Raw genomic sequence first — 17,886 nt, 5'->3', positions numbered from 1 at the left:
CAGCACTTCGCCTTCAGGGCCTGCGAAAACGATATCAATCGCCCGCCGCATAAACCATGTATGCACCGACGCGCAGCTCGGAAACACCATGACGATCGAAGCATCATCCAGCCCATCCATCTTTGATGGAACGCACGCCGCCAAACCAAGCAACCGGCGTAGCGGGCTTGCCGCGATGACGACCATGCGATCGTCCCAGCCCAGGCGCCGCACAACGCGACGGATTGCTTGCTCATCGAGACGATTGGCCCTCGCAAGCCTCTTTATGTGCGAGCGACCCTCTCTCTTCATCACATCACCACCCCCGGTCTCCAGGGATCGACCGTCACATCGCGATGATGCGCCAACGCGACCGGCGCACCGAGGTCGACACCCGCAATGGAAAGAGAACTCGGCCAAGGCCTCATGCGCATCGAACATCGATAGGTTCGCAAGCCCCCAATCAGGGTGAGGAGGTCATCCCCTGAACTAGCTCCCCCTTCGGTGCACGTCACCTCAATCTCCACGTCGTAGCCGGCCATGGCACCCTCTATCTGGGATTCGATCACACCCACGCTGTCATCCGTCGAGCCGTCGCTTTCACCCGAGGGCGAAACGGCATGCGCGGCCACGATATCGGGGGCGATTCGATCGAACCGAGCTGTCGCAGCTACAAACAACATGATGTTGTATACGATGAGCGCAAGAACGAGGAGTACGGGGACGACGACTGCCATCTCAACAGTCGCCTGCGCGCGCTCTTCCCCTACCAAGCTGCAACGATGATTGGCTCGGCCCGTGAACGCCAGCCGTATGCCACCCTTACGCCGCAGCAAAGAGTGCGCAGCGCACTTCCCGCGCATTATCGCAAGCAAACGCGGATGTGATCGCGAACGCATCATGGTTTGCCCTCCGCCGACCCGACCACATCCGAAAGGCGTATGGTGAGGGGAATTGACCCTCCGCCCGGCAGGGGAATCTCCGCGATCGTGAAAGACGCGGACAAAACCTCTTCGCCGACTTCGTACTGAAGCGCCTGCAACAGCGCCGAGGGGTCGGTCGTTCCCAAGGGAATGGAGCGCAAAAGCTCCTGAGCGTTAGCTAGGGCAGGAACATCTGCATGGGAGAGAACATTACCGCTATCGGTAAGAACCGGCTTAAGCGAACTCAGGTCTACCGGCTCGAAGCCAAGGCCGCGCACCGCGCTGTCAATCCGGTCACTCAGCCATGACGCTATGGGGCCCATCCCAACAGCGGATAGCCCGCCGATAAGATCATCCATGAGCGCCGATAGCCCGGCACTCACATCCCCGTACGAAACGAGCAGCGAGCCCCATAACCCCATAACGTCATCAATCAATCCAACCGCACCGCCTCCGCCGGTTCTATGCTCAAGAGAGCTGAAGAACGACGACAAGACGTTATTCGTATTGGTCGCGGCATCGGGCGCGAGCACGGCAGCGGACAGCGCACCCCGTCGCGACAGGCTCGGGCTTTCGGCGAACGTTGAGTCAAGGCCGTCCGGGGAAGACAGCTCGCTCGACACCACAAGGGAAACCACGCCATATCTTCCGGGAGGAGCGATGCGCGGCCGCTTGGTCGAAAGAACCGAAAGCGCCTCATCGAAGGCGTCGCCGGCCGTTTCCGCCGCACCTTGCGCCGCCCGCTCAAGCTCGAGCTCCCGATTTCGGCATGATACGTATGCATCGAGAGCCTCGGTAAAGGCGCGCAAATGGTATTCGTAGCCATTGTCAATCGAAGTCGATGCAGCAGGGACCCTTCCAACATCGCCGATCCCGAAATGGCACACAGGGCATTCGCGAACCGCTCCCGTCTCGACATCGGCGAGAGATCGCAACGGTCCGGCGGCACCCTCAGCTCCGGGGCAAGCCTCCCCATAATGAAGGACAAGCCCGCTTCCTTCGCGAGTCGTTGGCCACACGCTCTCGGTATAGAGCGTTGTCTTGCGGACCTCATCGGTATTGCGCGGCAAGAGCTCCGCCGTCGATGTCACCCTGCCGCCAGACTCAACGACATGGGCGCTTCGAAAATGATCGACCGCATATCGATAGAACGCCTTACGGGCAGCAGAATCGGCAGCCGCCTCGACGCTTGCGTTCTCCGGTTCGTCGTGCTCGAGACGCCAGGCGTAATATGACCGCGTTCGATTGAGCGCGACCTCGGGCTCCCAGGTGATGCTCGAGGCGTAGTCGGGATTTTCCGCGCCGGAAAGCGCCGAGAGTTTCCCGGCACGCTCTTGCATGTTCCGCCCATCGCTGCCGCAATCAGCAAGCCAGGCCTCCTCTTTTGCCTTCGCCGTTTCCTCTGCGGCTGCGGCGAGCTCTTGGGCGGCCTCGTCGAGCTCTCCTGCAGCGCTCTCGATGCCTTCCGTGGAAACCTGCTCCCCCTCAAGCGCGGGGAAATCGGAGCCAGACGAAAGCGGCACGGCAAGCGCGGTCCCCGTGAACACCACCTCATCGCTTCCCTGAGCCGCGCACGCGCGTGTGCCGTTTGCAGCAATGACGAGCGGCAACGACGACTCGAGCGCCTTTAGCCCCTTCGACGCCGAGGTTGCCAACTTGTTGCGGGCCTCGAGCATGCGCAATCCCGCATTAATCGTCTGAGGCGCGACCGCGTTCACGCCTGGGATCAAGAGCCCAACCAGCCCGGCACCCGTTACGCAGAGCCCCGCAAGCCCCATGCTCAGCACCGAGGCGTCCAGCACCGTAGCCGCCGTGTGATACGACGACACGACGTTCGCCCCGGCAAGCGCGGTCACATCGGCCGCCACCTGGGTATCTCCGGCTCGCGACATGCTCCAAATCCCGCTCGCGATGGCAAACAGCAAAGAGAGAATCACAAGAATCGACACCGCAGAGGTGAGCGTCGTATACGCGCCGTCTTCAAGAAACAGATCAATCCCAGCGCTGCGTCCACGTTCCATAATCGCCCTCCAGCCAACTCGGCCTGCCGTCATAGCTCGCCTGGACCGACATCTCCACATCTCCCTGGCCGTTCACCGCACCGAATTCATGCGCGAAGGCTCCGATTACCGGCAGCGGCGTTACCGCACCCGTAATGCAAACCATCACCTCGCCGTCCCCGCTCGATGCCGCCTGCATCTCGATATCCCATGCGAGCGGACCTCCTGCATGGAATATCGAGATATCGGGTACAGCTGCCAGACGCCTCAGAGCGAATGCCCGAATGCTCTCGTCCGTTTCCCCTTCAGCCGTAACCATCAGTCGCGCTGTTTCCGCCGCCGCAGACTCCATCACGGCGCGCGTGTACAGCACGCAAACGGGCTGCACGGCGAGAAGCAGCAGGGTGAGGAAGACCGGCAGGAGCACTGCGGCTTCCACCGTTGCCTGGGCGCGCTCTTCATGCGCTGCGCTCAAGGCGGCTGACTCCCCGGGCCGCCGCAACCCCTGCCTAATACAGCGAGATATCCAGCAACCCCAACCCATCCAGCGCATGCGACGCTGCCTCTTCGACTGCGCGCGCGAGCGCTCCGTCCGCGCCCGCATGCCAAAGTAACGCCAAGCCCGAGACCATCGCCATGAAAGCGATGACGGTGAGAGCATATTCAAGCGTTGCTTGGGCACATGATTCCTCGGCAATCTCGCGCAGGACGATTGCGCGGTGCTTTCTATCGTCCATATCTCCCTCCCCAAGATGCCCCCCTCACCAGACCGAACCCAGCAAGCGCCCGCACCGGCGACACGCTTGGAATGGCCCTCCTCCTGCCCGAACCTAATCCTCTGCATCGTCTGTAGCGAACATCCGAACCGCACGCACCGTCGAAGCCGAATCTTCTTCCAAGGCGGCTACCGTAACCACATCAATGCAGCCAGAACGAGCCTGAACGATGGCGCCCCAAGCATTTCCCTTTAGGTCGAGGTAGCCACTGGAATACAGGCGGGCGCCTTCGACGCCCTGATACACCTGGAGCACAGAGCGGGCTGCAGGAACAAGTCCCTCGTCCATGCGAAGCGCAACCGCCACCTGGCCTTCTCCCGCCTCGCGATCCGCCGAAAGCCGATCCAACTCGGCGAGAAGCGAAGCAGCTGTCGAAGCATGGGAGTCGCCGGCACCCGCTTCCTCTTCCCTCGCACCCGAGCGCCCCAACAAAGAATCCTGGCCATATGAAGCGTCACCTCCTCCTGCGCCATCGGCTCGAGCGGATGTATCGATAGAGTCTTCACCGCTAGAAGCGCGTTCCCCTTGGACGCCCTCTTCAACAGCAGGCGACACCTCCCCGTGCGCCGCCGTATCCTCTAACCGCCCATGCGCAATCGCCCCAAACCCCAACAGGGAGGCAGCAATCACCGCAAGGCAGAGCAAGGGGGCGGCGCACCAAGCAAGCCGCGTTCTGAGAGAACCGCCGGTGCGCAGCTCGTCCCCAGCCGATGCCCGCGATCTTCCCTGCGAGCGCACGAAGTCTTTGCCACGCTCACGCATTCGACGCGCTACAAACTGTTAATGCCGTCTGATATGGCATTCCAGAGCTCGCTGACCCTATCCCGGAATGCGATGATCGCAATTATTGCGATTACAACTAACACGCCAACCAAAATGGCGTACTCCGTCGTTCCCTGCGCCTTTTCTTCTGCAGCCAGTCTGCTTACTTCGCCCAGCCGTCTGTTTATGGCATGCATCACGCGCACGCGAATGATGTCCCTTTTCATGGAAAACCACGACCCTCCGCTTTCAATGGCCCTTCGGCAACCCTGCTGAATCCTCGACCAGCCCTTCATGAACACCCTCCTTACAACATGCCGCTCGCAGCGAGCAGCGGACCCACGATTGACAGCAAAAGCGCTGGCAGAATCAGCGTTCCGGTGGGTATGAGCAACTTGACCGGAATACGTTCGATTTCTCGCTCGACATCGGCCCGATGCGCCAACCTGATTTCCCTACTTTGCCCGGCAAGCGTTTCGCTCAGCGGGGCACCCAGCCCGAGCGCCTGTGAGACCGTTGCGGCGAACGACTCCAAGGCCCTTTCACCCAGCACGCGGGCGACCCTCAAAAGCTCCTCCTCGCGTGTTCCGAGACCCATCTGCCACGACATGTGTGCTTCACTCAAAAGATCCGCGAGGCGCCCGGTCCGATTGGCGCAGTACAATTCGAGCGCAGCATCAAACGAAAGCCCTGCAGACAGCCCGAGCCGTACAACATCGATCATCTCGGAGATTTCTCCAAGGGACGCTCGGCCATAAGCAGCATCGGGTGCAAGCGGAACAAGCTCTACGAGCCGGATCCCCACGGCGCGTGCCCTTCCCGCAATCGCCTTGCCAATCGCAACCATCCTAGCCAGAGCCTCCTGCCGTTCACCCGGCTCGACCCCCTGGAAAAGCCACAGGAACGTTGCCCATGCACCGCCGACCGCGCAAGGCCCCAACCACGACGCGGACATCACACATCCACCTCCATCATGCGCCGGATGATCCACCACGCAAGCAGGTTTAAGGCAAGAGCAACGGCCACGCTGCCAGCCCCAACGGGCGTTGCAAGACCCGCCCTGAAATCGCCTGAGAGCAGCGTGAGCAGACCGACCATCGCCACCGGCATGAGGGCCACCAAGCGCGCCGACATACGTGCTTGAGACGTTTTCACATCGAGCCGGCGCGCGAGCTCCATGCGTTCGCCCACCATCTCCGCGGCATCTGCGAGTAGGTCGCGCAGCGGTGCGCCCGTGCGCTGGGATATCTTCAAAGCGAGCGATACGAATCCCAACCCGGGGGCAGGCAGGCGTTCGAGCAAATCGTCAAGTGCCGACGCTGCAGGAACCCCGCAATCTATCGCGTGCGATACCCTCGTGAACTCCGATTTCACCGGCTCTTGAGCATGACTTCCCACGAAGCGCATGCCTTGGGCAAGCGAGTGCCCCGAACCGAGCGCGATGGCAAGCGCGGCGAACGCCTCCGGCATCTCCGCCTCTATGCGCCGCTCTTCCGACCGCATCCTTCGAGATGACCGTAAGCCCAGAACGCCCCAAAACGCCACAAGGCCTGCAGCGAACCCCCACAAAGAGAACGAGACGGTAGCCCCCGCAAGGCCGCAGGCAGCATCGGCGCACAACAGCATGCCAAGCTTGGTAACGTAGTCCCCGCCATCGAAAGGAATCTCCATCACGCAACGCCGTACCACGGAGTTCCCCGAGATCTGTTGCGGAACCATCTCGCCCAGCCTTCTGGAGAAAGCGAGCAGCCCCTCTTTCATCCCTGCTACCGAGACTTGTCGTGCGCCCGCAGAGGTAGGCACGGAGCGCCCTGGCACGCCCCCTACCGAAAAGCAGCCAAACAGGCAGGCCGTGCACACGGCCACAAGCGCCCCGATCACGAAGGGCATAAATCGCGCCATGCCGATACCTCCTCTTCTGTAAGAACATGAGCCTCGAGCGCTTGGGCGATAAACGGCGGTTCCCGCACAAGCTCCCACGCTCCGGCCGCCCGGTCGAAGGTCACATACTGCTCAAGCTCAACGCCTCCCCCCGCCCCTCTCGCCACCCCTGAATACGACGACACGAATCTCCTGCCATCGGCCCGGCGTTCAGACATGACGATTCCATCGAGCGCCATCGCGATCTGCTCTTCGATAAGCTCGGAGGGAAGATTGATGCCGTAACGCGCGAGCAGCGTGAGGCGCACGACGGCTTCCTCCTCGGTTCCCGCGTGCAAGGTCGTGAGCGATCCGTCATGCCCGGTGTTCATGGCCTGCAGCATATCGATGCATTCCGCCCCTCGCACCTCTCCTACCACGATGCGGTCGGGCCTCATGCGCAGGGCGTTTGTTACCAAGTCTCGTATCGTCACCTCACCCTCCCCCTCTATCGATGCCGCACGGGCCTCGAGCCTCACCACATGCGGGTGCCGCGAGAACTTGAGTTCCGCGGAATCCTCAATCGTCACGATGCGCTCGCCCACGGGAATCTCGCACGACAGAGCATTGAGAAGCGTGGTCTTGCCCGACCCCGTGCCGCCGGCAACCGCAAGGTCCTGGCGGAGCGACACCGCGCACGAGAGAAGCTGCGCATACCATTCGGGCAGAGAGCCCAGGTCAACGAGCTCTTTGAGCGAACTGATGCGATCGGAAAACTTACGGATGGTGAGGATGGGCCCATCGATCGCGATGGGTGGAATCACCGCGTTAACACGGTAGCCCTGGCTCAGGCGCGCATTGACGATGGGACTCCGTTCGTCGATACGCCTACCCAAGGGAGAGATAATGCGATCGATGAGGATACGAATCTGCTCGTCATCATCAAAGAGCCTCCCCATGGCATGCAGCGTTCCCGCCTGCTCAAAATATGTCGACTTGCATCCGTTGACCATTATCTCTGTGACCGAATCGTCTTCGATGAGGGGTTGAAGCGGCCCAAGCCCTACTACATCGTCCAAGACCTCGACCACGACCTCTTCACGGTCCTCTTGGCTGAGCTCTCCCGTATCCCGTGCGTTAATCACCGCTTCCACCGCGGGACGCAGCTCTTCGCGAGAATGCCTTGTATCGGAATCTCGAGCTAAACGCGCCACCTCGGCAAACCCCACGCGGTCGAGCATGTCGCGCTTCGCATCTCGCACAATGGCGCGAAGAGAACGCGACGCCCTTCCTCGCGGCGCGTGGCCTCGCCCGCCCGAATCGAGCTGGCCCTCACTCCTTCTTACGCGCTCAAATCGTTCAAAGACGCTCACGAGGCCTCACCGAGCCTCTTCCAAGGCAACCGCAGGCGAGGCCGCGCAGAAACCTCCTGGACACTGTCTGGCACATCGGCACCTATCGAGCAACCAAGCTCACGCAGCAAGCTGCGGGTAAACGCATGGATGCTTCTGCCGAACGCATCCTGAGCGCGCACGGCATCCTCTATGCGTCCAAACGAGAGAAGCGATGCGAGCGTACTTCCCCCGTCGGGGATGCGCGTCTTCGCGCTCAGCGACGCCGCCATCTCCAGGCGCATCGCTTCCTCTTCGGTGCAGGCGCGCTGCCCGAAGCGATTTACGACGCAGACCATACGCGTCCGCGGAACGCCTAGCCGGCTGACCATGCTCACCGCTCGCTCGAGCGCCGTCACCGCGCCCACCGCATGGCCGCATACCATAAGGCAACGATCGCAGCCTGCGACCGCCCCCGCCACGGCATCAGTCCACGTGCGGGACGTGTCAACGAATACGACATCCGATTCCCGGCGAAGGACGCCGATGAGCATCTCGACCGCGCGCCCAAGCAGCTCCGCGCGCTCGGGTGTGGCAATGGGGCCCCACAGCGTTAGCCCGGGCCCCACGCGCATCGAAGACCTCACGATTGCAGCCTCATCCAACGGGGCGCTTCCCGCTTGGTTCGCAAGCAAACCAAGGTCATGCAGCGTTTCTACGCCAAAGAGCTCGTAAAGGTTGCCGAACATGAGGTCCAAGTCGAGCACGGCGGTCCGAAGGCCGGCATGCGCAGAGCAAGCCGCCATCGCAGCGATGAGCGTTGTGGCTCCGCTCCCTCCCGCACCGGAAACCGCACAGATTACCGGCGCTCGACGTTCGCTAGCGCCCTCCACATGAGATGTGTCCACGCGCGGCGAAATCTCCTCGCCACTCGGTTCAGGTGCCGTATGATCCGGACCCGCAGCTCGAGATCCCCCCATGCACCGCAGGTCTTCTGCGCGGCATGGCGCAAAAGGCACCTCATCCGGCTCATCGAGGTCGGCCAGGTCATCTTGCGTATAGGACGGCGAACATCCATCCTGGACCCGAGGCACCGGTTCGTGAACGGCTTCCGTTGCGTTACAGGCAAGCCTCGTGGGTGCACAAGGCACCTCGAGCCCAGGCGTGGTATCGAGAGGCGGCGTCTGAGCCTCGCGGTTGCAATCCCTTCCCATGCATGCCCCATCAGCGCATCCGCGCCGCATCTCTTCCCTCGAAACAGGCACAACCTCCGCTGCGCCCGCGTGAAATAGCTGGGCGATCCACGCTGGATCGAGCTCGGAAACCATAACGACGGCACGGCACGGCACCTGAGATGACGCAACCTTGGCCAGCAAGGCAAGCAGCTCATCGTGCATGCCTTCGTCGTCCAGCACTACCACGCCATCAACCGGCTCGGATAATGCCGCGAGCACCTCCCCAAGAGCCTGCGCCCCATCGAGCCAGAGCAGGCGCGCGCCCACTTCTCGCGACTCTATCTCACGCTGAACGATCCTGCGCTCGTTACGTGGGCAGCACGCAAGCCATACCGCATCCTTCATCGCGCGTCGCCCCCTTCATCCAGCTCATCCGTCGGAGTACCGGCGCTCGCCGCGCTGGACCCTTCACCGACGGCATCGCTCGAAGCCTCGGTATCTACTGAATCATCTGAAACGCCTGCATTGGCTCCCTCACCAGGAGCCGCAAGGGCGATCGTCCCCTTTGCCGTTGCAGCCAACACCTCCGTTACGCGGTCGGGCTCAACGGCCAGCGTTACCCAGCTCAAATCTCCGCTCGCTGCTCCCCGCCCCTGTGCGCTGGTATCAATTACATGCGCTCCGCATAATCGATCGGCCACGCCGTTTGCGGAAACATAGACGTCGACATTCGTGCCCGGCTCGATAGAGCCTCCCACGGCATGGGCGGCGTCGACGCCCACCGAGACCGCAACCCGGCCTTCGGGTATATCCAAAGACCCGCTTCTCGCCTCGAAGTACAAGGGGCAGAGCACCGCATGCTCCGGAATCGCCGAGGTCGCCTGCTTCCCGATCACATCATCGACCGAGGTGAGCGCACCGGAAGGGAGCATGCCTGCAACCCATTCCTCAACGCGCACGCATCCTTCATCGATCGTTTCGCCCGCATCGATGTCGTGCGACGCCACGCAGACGCTCACAAGATCCCCTCCATATGCCGCGAGCATCTCCTGTCGTTCCTGCTCTGCCCCCGCCTGCAGGGACGCTCCGTACCACAGGCTCAGCGCAGCGGCAAGAAAACCCGACGCAACGCTTGCGATCAACCGCTTTCCATGCCTCATCTGCCGCCCCCTCGCTTGAACCATCGTGAGGAACTTCGTCCTTGATGCCATTGTCGCGAGGGACCAATCCAGAGCAGGCATCAACCCGATAAAGTGAGAGACCCGCTGACAAAACGCAGGCGGAAAACTAAACGCCCAGCTTCTATTCAGTTGTTTCTTTATGCATTACTCGAGTGCAAAAGAAGCGAGGCGGCCACTCAGCCAGCCCCGCACGCACAGGAAACGAAAAAGGTATTCATCTTTTGGAAGAACCGATGCATCACCGATCAGGCGCGTCGGCGCACCCCGGCATCCCAGACACCGCGACAAGACCAATCTACAGGTGGATATCAGGGTCCAGACTCTGCGCACTTACGCGCATCTCAGACGCCAGCCCCTTGAACACCTCGAGACGCAACTCGTCAATCTCTCCCGCCTCGACCGCAGCCCGCACCGAGCATCCAGGTTCATGCGTATGCGTGCAGTCGTTGAACCGGCACCCTCTTGACGCCTCGACGATCTCGGGGAACGCCCTGGCAAGCCCGCGCTCATGACCCACCAGGGGCAGGCTGCGCAGCCCGGGAGCATCCGTCACCACACCGCAAGAACCCGGCAGCTTGACCATCACGCGCGCGACCGTCGTGTGCCTGCCCGCATCGTCACGGGCACGTACCGCACCGGTTTCGAGCGCATCGTGTCCCAGCAGCGTATTGAGCAGCGTCGATTTGCCCGCACCCGATTCTCCCAGAATCATGGAGCAGGTACCCGCGGGCACGCAGGCGCGCACGCCATCGAGACCCTCTCCCGTCGCGGACGACGTCACCACGACGCGGACCCCGCCGCCCACGAGGCGCCGAACGCGAGCCACCTCGCCCTCGCGCTCCTCCTCAGAGCAGCGATCCGCCTTGGTGAGCACCACGATCGGCTCGGCGCCACAGTCTGCCGCGAGCACAAGCGAGCGAGCGATACGCCCAAGCAGCACCTCGCCGGCGCCAAGTGGCTGAACGACAAGAATCACGTCCACGTTCGCGCACAGAACCTGCCGCTCGCCGCGATTTTTCCCACGCCACCGCTCGAACACCGTGCGGCGCGGCAAAACGCGCTCGATAACGCCCATATCGTGCCCGGGGGCAAGCCTCAGCGCGACCCAATCTCCCACGGCGGGGAGCAAGCCATCGCCCTTCTCCTTATCCTGTTTGGCGAATCCAACAGCATGCTCCGCGCGCAGCATGCGCTCCTCGGTCACCACCAACGGAAATCCGCGGTCAAGGCGAACTACACATCCTAAATGCATTTCACCAGGCGTTTCCGCCGCCGAGCAAAAAGCCTCGAACGCCGCGCGCTGCTCGTCGCTCGGCCGCACATCCGTGAACGCCGGCACGTCCTCCAGCGCATCGATCTTGGGCAGCGCGGCGCCCACACACGTAGCATCGGCCGACCCCATCGCGGCCCTTCCACGCTTGCCGCGGCCAGCACCTTTGCTCCGCGCCCGTTTTGCCATGCAACCGCCCTTCAACACATCGATACACGCTGCCCATCTTACCGCACAGCCCCTCACACAAAAATGCTCGAACCTCGAACTCATTCCAGAACCCACCGGTGAGCAAATAGGAACAGAACGCGCTACGGAAGCGCGCGCTATCCCACACAAGTCCAGAGAATGGTGGCGCGTCAACGAAGAAGGCCCCGGCGAGTTCCGAAGGGCGTTTTCCGCAGCTGCTTGGCATCGCCAAGCAGCGAGGACCACGCCCGAAGGAATCGCCGGGGCCTTCGGTCAGGTTGACGTTCGGGAGCCTACTCCTTCTCGACCGCCCTCATGATGGCCTTGTAAATCTCGACCAACGGAATGATCAGGAAGCCGAGCGCGAGCGCGGTAATCATGCCCTTGGGCTCAAGATGCTCCACACCGAAGAAGATCATGGACAGGGCATCGACCTCGACCACAACGAGCGTGAGAACGAGCGCCAGGAACGCCGCGCCCCACAGCCACTTGTTCTGCTTCTTCATATGGAAGATGCTGGCACGACGGCTGCGCATGTTGAAGCAGTGGAAGATCTCGACCATGTTCAAGGTGATGAACGCCATCATGACGCCCTCTTCGTCGGCCATAGAGGTGGCCAGCTTGGAAAGATCGATAACGCCCAGGTCGTAGTACACACCGCAGAAGAAGCTGGCGAGCACGAGCACGGTGATGATGAGGCCCTGGACCACGGTATCGAGACCCATGTTGCCCGCGAACACGCCGTCGGAGGCATTGCGCGGCTTGCGCTTCATCACGTCGCCCTCGGCCTCTTCCATGCCGAGCGCGAGCGCAGGGAAGCAGTCGGTCACGAGGTTCACCCACAAAAGCTGGATGGGCTGGAACAGCGTGAAGCCCATGAGCGTCGCCGCGAACACGCTGAACACCTCGGCCAGGTTCGCGGACAGCAGGAACTGGATGACCTTACGGATGTTGTCGTAGATGCGACGACCCTCTTCGCACGCATTGATGATCGTGGCGAAGTTGTCGTCGGCAAGCACCATGTCGGCAACGTTCTTGGTAACGTCGGTGCCGGTGATGCCCATGCCAATGCCGATGTTCGCGTGCTTGATGGAGGGAGCATCGTTCACGCCGTCGCCCGTCATGGCAACGATCTTGTTCTTGGACTTCCACGCCTCGACGATGCGGGTCTTGTGCTCGGGCTGAACGCGAGCGTACACGCCGTACTTCTCGATGTTCTGATCGAGCTCTTCCTCAGACATCTTGTCGATCTCGGCACCGGTGATGGCCTGGCTGCGATCCTCGACGATACCGAGGTTCTTGGCGATGGCCACGGCGGTGTCGATATGGTCGCCCGTGATCATGACGGTGCGGATGCCGGCGCCGTGGGCCTCCTCGATAGCGGGGGCAACCTCGGGACGCTCGGGGTCAATCATGCCGGAGAGACCGCAGAACACAAGGTTGTTCTCGAGCGCTTCGGCAGCGAAGTCCGCAGGCTTCTCGGTGTAGGTGCGGCTGGCGAGCGCAAGCACGCGCAGCGCCTGGTCGGCCATGGCCTTGTTGGCGGCAAGAATCTGCTCGCGACGCTCGTCGGTCATGGGAACGATCTTGTCGCCGTCATACACCTGCGTGCAGAGCCCCACGACCACATCGGGCGCGCCCTTGGTGTACTGCTCGAAGTTGCCATCGGCTTCCTCGACCACGACGGACATCATCTTGCGACCGGAGTCGAACGGAGCCTCGCCCACGCGCGGGTGCTCCTCGTCCAGTCCCTTCATGCCCATCTTTGCGGCGTCGTTCACAAGCGCGCACTCGGTGGGCTCGCCCACGGCCTCGCCCGCCTCTTCGTCCCACTTGGCATCGGAGCACAGCGCCATGCCCGCGAGGAGCTTCTCCTCGGGAGCGGCAAGCTCGTGGTTCACGACCGTCATCTTGTTCTGGGTGAGGGTGCCCGTCTTATCCGAGCAAATGACCTGCGTGCAGCCAAGGGTCTCGACCGCACTGAGGTTACGGATAATCGCCTGGCGCTTGGCCATCTTGGTCACGCCGATGGAAAGCACAATCGTCACGACGGCGACAAGGCCCTCGGGGATAGCCGCAACGGCGAGCGACACGGCAACCATGAAGGTGTCGAGCAGCATGTGCGGCTCGGCGGTGACGGTGCCGATGCCGGCGCGCAGCACGTCGACGGCGAAGACGACCACGCAGATGACAATCACCAGGATGGTGAGGATCTTGGAAAGCTCGGCGAGCTTCACCTGAAGCGGCGTGAGCTCTTCCTTGGCGTCGTTGAGCGCGCCAGCGATCTTACCCATCTCGGTGTTCATGCCGGTACCGCACACCACGGCGCGGCCGCGGCCATACACCACGGTGGAGCCCATGTAGCACATGTTCTTACGGTCGCCGAGCGGAACGTCGTCGGCACCGTCGAGCGCGATCGGGTCGGTGTGCTTCTCTACCGGGACGGACTCGCCGGTGAGGGCGGCCTCCTCGATCTTCATGGAAGCACTCTCGAGCACGCGGCAGTCGGCGGGAACCGCGTCGCCCGCCTCGAGCAGCACGATGTCGCCGGGCACGAGCTCACTGGAGTGCAGCGAGATCTGCTTGCCGTCGCGGATGACCTTAGACTGGGCGGCGCTCATCTCCTGAAGAGCAGCGAGCGCCTCTTCGCTCTTGGCCTCCTGAATCACCCCGAGGGCGGAGTTGATGATAACGACCGCCATGATGATGACGACGTCGGCCCACTCGGACTCGCCCTGGATCATGCCGGTCACGGCGGAGATGACGGCCGCGACGATGAGCATGATGACCATGGGGTCGGCCATCTGCTGGAAGAAGCGAATCCACAGCGGGGTCTTCTCTTCCTCCTTGAGCTTGTTCGGGCCGAACTTCGCCTGGCGCGTTTGCGCCTCGGAAGTGCTCAGGCCCGCATCCGCGCTCGTGGATTGCTCTTTGAGCACGCCCTCAGCCGAAGCTAGGTACTCTTTCAAACTGTATCCCTCCTGGTACGTCTGAACTCTGGGTGCCCCGGGCACCCCCTATACCTACACAACGCCCAATCGTAATTCCCGGAGGCAAGGGCTCGTCATGCAAGCTTCTATTTTACCCAAGCGCGCGGGCCGCGAGGCCCAGAAGCTCGGGGTTTCTGCCGCTTACCTCAGTGGCGGCGTTTTTCGGGCAGCGCTCTGCCAGACGCGGCATTGCCGGGCGACATTCTGCTGCACGCGCCGTTGCTGGGCGCTCCGCACGGCAACGCCGGAGCGCCCGGCCCACCGTCGCCCGACAGTCCGTCCGACATTCCGCTCAGCTTACCTTCGCCGGCATCCCACCTCTTCAGCAAAAATTGCGATATATAATCCTGGTATTTGTGTTATGTAATGCAGATTCGGTAATCGGCTGTTTTTCTTCGATAAGCGGCTATCTTTCCGGCCAGTTCACCTATAATGCACCGCTGATCGAGAAGACCCATAAACGCAGTGTGTAATTGGAGGACTGCATGTATAAACGCACGAAAATTGTCTGCACGATGGGCCCTGCCTGCGACAACGACGAGACGTTGCGCGAGATGATGAAGGCGGGCATGAACGTCGCCCGCTTCAACTTCTCCCATGGCTCGTACGAGGAGCATCACGGCCGCATCGAGCGCGTCCGCCGCATCGCTGCCGAGCTCGACATGACGATCGGCATCCTACTTGACACCAAGGGCCCCGAGGTCCGCACCGGCCTGCTCAAGGACCACCAGAAGATCTCGGTGAAGGCCGGCGACAAGATCGTCGTCACCGCTGCCCCCACTTCCGAGGACTTCCTCGGCGACGCCAGCCACATCTCGCTCGACTACCTCGATCTTCCCAGCGAGGCCGAGGCCGGCACGCGCATCCTCATCGACGACGGCATCGTTGAGCTTGTGGTCGAGAGCGTTGAGGGCCAGGATATGCACTGCGTCGTCAAGAACGACGGCGAGATCGGCGAGCGCAAGGGCGTGAACCTGCCCAACGTCGAGATCGGCCTCCCCGCCATCACCGAGCGCGACCGCCAGGACATCCTCTTCGGCCTGAAGGAGGGCATCGATTACATCGCCGCCTCCTTCATCCGCAACGGCGCCGCCGTGCGCGAGATCCGCGAGCTCTGCCGTGAGAACGGCGGCGAGCACGTGGGCATCTTCCCCAAGATCGAATGCGCTCTGGGCGTCCAGAACTTCGACGAGATCCTCAAAGCCTCCGACGGCATCATGGTTGCCCGCGGTGACCTGGGTATCGAGATCTCGCCCGAGCTCGTGCCGCACCTGCAGAAGAAGATGATCAAGAAGTGCAACGCTGCGTACAAGCCGGTCATCACCGCCACGCAGATGCTCGACTCCATGATCCGCAACCCGCGCCCGACCCGCGCTGAGGTCGCTGACGTCGCGAACGCCATCTACGACGGCACCGACGCCGTGATGCTCTCCGGCGAGTCCGCTGCCGGTAAGTACCCGGTCGAGGCCGTTCGCATGCAGGCGAGCATCGCGCATGAGACCGAGCAGTACCTGGGGGCGCACGCCGAGCTCAAGGTTCCCGAGGGCAGCCAGAGCACGCGCGTGATCAACAACGTTGTGGGCCTCTCCGCCGTGAACATGGCCACGACCGTGGGCGCCAAGTGCATCGTTGTCCCCACCACCACCGGCCGCACCGCGCGCCTCATCTCGCACTTCCGCCCGAGCACGCCCGTTGTCGCTTTCTCGCGCCACCAGTGGGCCGTGCAGAAGATGCTCATGTACTGGGGTATCGAGCCGCACCTTGCCGCCATTACGCAGGGCAGCGTGGACGACACCGTGGCGAAGGCCATCGACTGCGCTAAGGAGCGCGGCTACGTGGACGCCGGCGATGTTGCCGTCGTGACCGTCGGCGATCCCAAGACCGCCGTCGACTCCACCATCGGCGATGGGAAGCGCAGCTCCACGAACGTGGTCTACGTCGCTCAGGTGCGCTAAGGCGTCACGTTATTCATCGAATAGAAGCGCTTTTTGCATCGAACCGCCCTCCTCTGCGAGGGCGGTTTTCTTTTCTCCGGGCACTCCTGCAACAAAACTTTCGGATATCAACGGTTATTCTCGGAAGCTCCGAGTAGACGGGGGCTTCTATTCATAAGACAAGCAGGTAAATACCTTGGCTGTTTTTTAACTACCTATCCTTTTCCAAAACAACCGTTGATATCCGAAAGTTTTCCAAGAACGCTACCCCCCCCCCGCATAATTGCCCTGACAAACGTCATAGGCTGATATCATTACGGCACATCACGTGCGGAGGGAGGCACCATGCATGAGTTCATCTGTGGGGTTTCGGCTTTTCGGCTGCTCAGAACCCCGCCGCAGATTCTCGCGCTCTACCCACCGCTCCCCGACATCTCAACACGGGTTGGAAAACTCGCGATAGCTCGCAACCCCGAAGCGCTCGGCGGCCTGGGTATACCCATCCACGTCCTTGTTACGCAGCGCAAATATCTACGCTACTCCAGTTCCGTCAAAATGCACCTTTGGTCGCAAGAGCTTCCCCTCGGCTCCTTCTTCGAAAACGACCTGGAAATCACGCTCAGCTCGCCACTCTTTACCCTGCTCACCATGGCACCACATGTTTCGGTTACGCATCTTGCAATGGCAATGTACGAACTTTGCGGTTCGTTTTCCGTTTATCGCCCAGCGCCCGAGACACAAGCCCGCCTCGACGCGATAAGAAACACCAGGCTCTCGCGCGACATGTGGCAACAGGTTCGAGATGCGCATGGCAATGGCACCTCCCTCTGGAAGCGCCCTCCGCTCATCACTGTGCATGAGCTTCAGCACTATGCCGAGCATATCTACGGTCTACGCGGCAGCAAGCAATTCCGACAGGCAGCGCAAATGGTAACCGGACAGACCGCCTCACCACTCGAAGCGCAAGCTTCCATGCTGCTGGGAGCATCCCGGCGGCTCGGCGGCGCAGGGCTTACGCCTTTCGAGAACAACCACCTGGTTCGGCTCGGCCGTAAAGCGCGCCGGCTCGCGGGGAGGCAGCATTGCTACTGCGACCTCTTCTTTCCCGGCTGCAAGGGTGGACAAGCACTTGACGTCGAATGCCACGGACACCTCGCCCATGATTCAGCTGAGCAAGGCGGCCTTGACGCCAACCGTACCCTTGCCCTTCAAAGCATGGGCATCGACGTCATCTTTCTCACCTATGAGCAGCTCATCGACGAGGAGCGCCGACATGCCGCCATCGATCACATCGCTCGCCGTGCGGGGTTTCGGCCTCAACCTAAAACCGAGGCGCTTATGCAGAAGGAGCGGGCACTCTGCGAAGAGCTCTTTATCGACTGGGAGACGCTTGGCTCGTAAGCGGCAACGCACAAGATGCGTAAACTCCAAAGACAAGCAGAGATTGCAACGTTTTTCAGACGCAACAGGCAACTCGCGACGGTTATCAACGGTTGTTTTTCCGAGTGCCGAGTAG

The 17,886-nt window shown here is 61.8% G+C and carries 15 protein-coding genes; 2 read left to right on the top strand and 13 right to left on the bottom strand.

Annotated elements, in window-relative coordinates; all coding sequences use genetic code 11:
* Positions 1-290: 290 nt before the first annotated feature.
* The 13 genes from GJE22_RS01135 to GJE22_RS01075 all read right to left on the bottom strand — a co-directional run bounded on the left by GJE22_RS01135 (position 291) and on the right by GJE22_RS01075 (position 14,415).
* A complete protein-coding gene (locus tag GJE22_RS01135; RefSeq protein ID WP_144687305.1) occupies positions 291-716 on the bottom strand; it encodes a hypothetical protein in 426 nt (141 codons plus the stop codon).
* Between the two features lie 161 nt (positions 717-877).
* Entirely contained in the window at positions 878-2,923 is a 2,046-nt protein-coding gene (locus GJE22_RS01130; protein WP_144687306.1) for a hypothetical protein, read from the bottom strand.
* On the bottom strand, positions 2,895-3,377 hold the full coding sequence (locus GJE22_RS01125; protein WP_235895732.1) for a TadE/TadG family type IV pilus assembly protein: 483 nt from the start codon (positions 3,375-3,377) through the stop codon (positions 2,895-2,897). The genes GJE22_RS01130 and GJE22_RS01125 overlap by 29 nt, the downstream gene beginning before the upstream one ends.
* 34 nt (positions 3,378-3,411) lie before the next feature.
* Positions 3,412-3,639 carry a hypothetical protein gene (locus tag GJE22_RS01120; protein WP_144687308.1) on the bottom strand — a complete coding sequence of 76 codons (228 nt, stop codon included), beginning with the start codon at positions 3,637-3,639 and terminating at the stop codon, positions 3,412-3,414.
* A 93-nt stretch (positions 3,640-3,732) separates the two neighbouring features.
* A complete protein-coding gene (locus GJE22_RS01115) occupies positions 3,733-4,107 on the bottom strand; it encodes a hypothetical protein (RefSeq protein ID WP_144687310.1) in 375 nt (124 codons plus the stop codon).
* 341 nt (positions 4,108-4,448) lie between these two features.
* Complete coding sequence (locus GJE22_RS01110; RefSeq protein ID WP_186297371.1) at positions 4,449-4,637, bottom strand: class III signal peptide-containing protein; 189 nt, start codon at positions 4,635-4,637, stop codon at positions 4,449-4,451.
* A 110-nt stretch (positions 4,638-4,747) separates the two neighbouring features.
* The gene (locus tag GJE22_RS01105) at positions 4,748-5,434 is read right to left on the bottom strand and encodes a type II secretion system F family protein (protein ID WP_328597176.1); all 687 of its coding nucleotides are present in this window, start codon (positions 5,432-5,434) and stop codon (positions 4,748-4,750) included.
* Positions 5,395-6,342 carry a type II secretion system F family protein gene (locus GJE22_RS01100; protein WP_144687314.1) on the bottom strand — a complete coding sequence of 316 codons (948 nt, stop codon included), beginning with the start codon at positions 6,340-6,342 and terminating at the stop codon, positions 5,395-5,397. Before GJE22_RS01100 ends, GJE22_RS01105 begins: the two co-directional genes overlap by 40 nt.
* Positions 6,318-7,673: a CpaF family protein gene (locus GJE22_RS01095; protein WP_407923520.1), complete on the bottom strand. Its 1,356-nt coding sequence runs from the start codon at positions 7,671-7,673 to the stop codon at positions 6,318-6,320. Before GJE22_RS01095 ends, GJE22_RS01100 begins: the two co-directional genes overlap by 25 nt.
* Positions 7,670-9,211 (bottom strand): AAA family ATPase, encoded by a 1,542-nt coding sequence (locus tag GJE22_RS01090; RefSeq protein ID WP_144687318.1) that lies wholly within the window; start codon positions 9,209-9,211, stop codon positions 7,670-7,672. Before GJE22_RS01090 ends, GJE22_RS01095 begins: the two co-directional genes overlap by 4 nt.
* A complete protein-coding gene (cpaB, locus tag GJE22_RS01085; protein ID WP_144687320.1) occupies positions 9,208-9,966 on the bottom strand; it encodes a Flp pilus assembly protein CpaB in 759 nt (252 codons plus the stop codon). Before cpaB ends, GJE22_RS01090 begins: the two co-directional genes overlap by 4 nt.
* Before the next feature lie 316 nt (positions 9,967-10,282).
* Entirely contained in the window at positions 10,283-11,389 is a 1,107-nt protein-coding gene (rsgA, locus tag GJE22_RS01080) for a ribosome small subunit-dependent GTPase A (protein WP_144687646.1), read from the bottom strand.
* A gap of 350 nt (positions 11,390-11,739) precedes the next feature.
* On the bottom strand, positions 11,740-14,415 hold the full coding sequence (locus GJE22_RS01075; RefSeq protein ID WP_144687322.1) for a cation-translocating P-type ATPase: 2,676 nt from the start codon (positions 14,413-14,415) through the stop codon (positions 11,740-11,742).
* A 506-nt stretch (positions 14,416-14,921) separates the two neighbouring features.
* On the opposite strand from GJE22_RS01075, the gene pyk reads away from it, so the two are divergent.
* Positions 14,922-16,391: a pyruvate kinase gene (pyk, locus tag GJE22_RS01070; RefSeq protein WP_087186881.1), complete on the top strand. Its 1,470-nt coding sequence runs from the start codon at positions 14,922-14,924 to the stop codon at positions 16,389-16,391.
* A 324-nt stretch (positions 16,392-16,715) separates the two neighbouring features.
* Positions 16,716-17,771 (top strand): hypothetical protein, encoded by a 1,056-nt coding sequence (locus tag GJE22_RS01065; RefSeq protein ID WP_144687324.1) that lies wholly within the window; start codon positions 16,716-16,718, stop codon positions 17,769-17,771.
* The last annotated feature ends 115 nt before the right edge of the window (positions 17,772-17,886 follow it).

This window comes from Enorma shizhengliae (assembly GCF_009676995.1).
In the GTDB taxonomy this organism is placed as follows: domain Bacteria; phylum Actinomycetota; class Coriobacteriia; order Coriobacteriales; family Coriobacteriaceae; genus Enorma; species Enorma massiliensis.
This window is presented reverse-complemented; position numbering and strand designations above follow the sequence as displayed.

Coding starts and splice junctions, on each gene's coding strand:
- GJE22_RS01100 (WP_144687314.1), bottom strand. CDS start 6,342: ATGGCGCGATTTATGCCCTTCGTGATCGGGGCGCTTGTGGCCGTGTGC.
- rsgA (WP_144687646.1), bottom strand. CDS start 11,389: ATGGGGTCGGCCGATGCTACGTGTGTGGGCGCCGCGCTGCCCAAGATC.
- cpaB (WP_144687320.1), bottom strand. CDS start 9,966: ATGAGGCATGGAAAGCGGTTGATCGCAAGCGTTGCGTCGGGTTTTCTT.
- GJE22_RS01090 (WP_144687318.1), bottom strand. CDS start 9,211: ATGAAGGATGCGGTATGGCTTGCGTGCTGCCCACGTAACGAGCGCAGG.
- GJE22_RS01110 (WP_186297371.1), bottom strand. CDS start 4,637: ATGCATGCCATAAACAGACGGCTGGGCGAAGTAAGCAGACTGGCTGCA.
- GJE22_RS01130 (WP_144687306.1), bottom strand. CDS start 2,923: ATGGAACGTGGACGCAGCGCTGGGATTGATCTGTTTCTTGAAGACGGC.
- pyk (WP_087186881.1), top strand. CDS start 14,922: ATGTATAAACGCACGAAAATTGTCTGCACGATGGGCCCTGCCTGCGAC.
- GJE22_RS01135 (WP_144687305.1), bottom strand. CDS start 716: ATGGCAGTCGTCGTCCCCGTACTCCTCGTTCTTGCGCTCATCGTATAC.
- GJE22_RS01065 (WP_144687324.1), top strand. CDS start 16,716: ATGCATGAGTTCATCTGTGGGGTTTCGGCTTTTCGGCTGCTCAGAACC.
- GJE22_RS01120 (WP_144687308.1), bottom strand. CDS start 3,639: ATGGACGATAGAAAGCACCGCGCAATCGTCCTGCGCGAGATTGCCGAG.